Source organism: Paenibacillus sp. 01T422 (assembly GCF_056398785.1).
Window position 1 is genome coordinate 1 of the sequence record NZ_JBFTQB010001300.1, and the last position, 1,256, is coordinate 1,256.

Annotated in this window: 10 tRNA genes and 1 rRNA gene; all 11 read right to left on the bottom strand. The window is 52.7% G+C overall.

Features of this window, described 5'->3' with window-relative positions:
• Positions 1-12: 12 nt before the first annotated feature.
• The 11 genes from AC1DUA_RS38180 to rrf all read right to left on the bottom strand — a co-directional run bounded on the left by AC1DUA_RS38180 (position 13) and on the right by rrf (position 1,227).
• Positions 13-94 (bottom strand) — tRNA-Tyr (locus AC1DUA_RS38180).
• A gap of 47 nt (positions 95-141) precedes the next feature.
• A tRNA-Phe gene (locus AC1DUA_RS38185) sits at positions 142-214 on the bottom strand.
• A 48-nt stretch (positions 215-262) separates the two neighbouring features.
• A tRNA-Asp gene (locus AC1DUA_RS38190) sits at positions 263-339 on the bottom strand.
• 27 nt (positions 340-366) lie between these two features.
• Positions 367-442, bottom strand: a tRNA-Thr gene (locus tag AC1DUA_RS38195).
• A 71-nt stretch (positions 443-513) separates the two neighbouring features.
• Positions 514-589 (bottom strand) — tRNA-Val (locus AC1DUA_RS38200).
• A gap of 16 nt (positions 590-605) precedes the next feature.
• Positions 606-682 (bottom strand) — tRNA-Met (locus AC1DUA_RS38205).
• 22 nt (positions 683-704) lie between these two features.
• A tRNA-Ser gene (locus AC1DUA_RS38210) sits at positions 705-793 on the bottom strand.
• Between the two features lie 19 nt (positions 794-812).
• Positions 813-885: transfer RNA gene (locus AC1DUA_RS38215), tRNA-Asn, on the bottom strand.
• A gap of 3 nt (positions 886-888) precedes the next feature.
• Positions 889-964, bottom strand: a tRNA-Ala gene (locus AC1DUA_RS38220).
• A gap of 19 nt (positions 965-983) precedes the next feature.
• A tRNA-Ile gene (locus AC1DUA_RS38225) sits at positions 984-1,060 on the bottom strand.
• 50 nt (positions 1,061-1,110) lie between these two features.
• Positions 1,111-1,227 (bottom strand): 5S ribosomal RNA (rrf, locus tag AC1DUA_RS38230).
• Positions 1,228-1,256: the final 29 nt, after the last annotated feature.

Here is a 1,256-nt window from a genome sequence, read left to right on the forward strand (position 1 = left end):
CTCTTAGGGAAATGGAGGCTGATGGATTCGAACCACCGAACTCGGAGAGAGCAGATTTACAGTCTGCCGTGTTTAGCCACTTCACTAAGCCTCCAGATTGCGAGATAACCGTGCTGCTTTGTAGCAGCACAACCATCTCAATGGCTCGGGACGGAATCGAACCGCCGACACGAGGATTTTCAGTCCTCTGCTCTACCGACTGAGCTACCGAGCCTTATGTACGTACTTCTTTTAGTTTGTCCCATTCATTGAAAAACATGAATGGCGGAGCCGACGGGATTCGAACCCGCGGTCTCCTGCGTGACAGGCAGGCATGTTAGGCCTCTACACCACGGCTCCATGACAATTCAAGTTGCACCAAATGAATGGTGCCGTCGAGAGGACTTGAACCCCCAACCTACTGATTACAAGTCAGTTGCTCTACCAGTTGAGCTACAACGGCATATAATTCCGGGACCCCCGAAAAGTAATCGGAAACTCCAACTTGGAAACACTTCACTTTTTGAGGTAAAGTGGTGGAGGCTGACGGGATCGAACCGCCGACCCTCTGCTTGTAAGGCAGATGCTCTCCCAGCTGAGCTAAGCCTCCATCTGGATTGGTTTTATGGTAGCGGCAGAGGGGCTCGAACCCCCGACCTTACGGGTATGAACCGTACGCTCTAGCCAGCTGAGCTACGCCRCCATAATGTCTATTTTATAAGAAACGGAGAAGGAGGGATTCGAACCCTCGAGACGCTTGTGACGCCTACACGATTTCCAATCGTGCTCCTTCGGCCAGCTCGGACACTTCTCCTAGTATTTATGGGTTAGGACTCCCCGAACAGGACTCGAACCTGTGACAACTCGATTAACAGTCGAGTGCTCTACCAACTGAGCTATCAGGGAATATGGTGGAGCCAAGCGGGATCGAACCGCTGACCTCCTGCTTGCAAGGCAGGCGCTCTCCCAGCTGAGCTATGGCCCCCTACGATAATGAAAATAATTGGTTGGCCCTAGTGGACTCGAACCACCGACCTCACCCTTATCAGGGGTGCGCTCTAACCAGCTGAGCTAAGGGCCAATATTGGTAACCGCTCTAGTAGGGTTGAAAAAACACCCACAAGGGGCACTGCTTGGCAACGTTCTACTCTCCCAGAACCCTGCGGTTCAAGTACCATCGACGCTGGAGGGCTTAACGGTCGTGTTCGAGATGGGAACGCGTGGGTCCCCTCCGCCATCATCACCAAACAGTCAAAGCGTGGTTTGCGCCTTGAAAA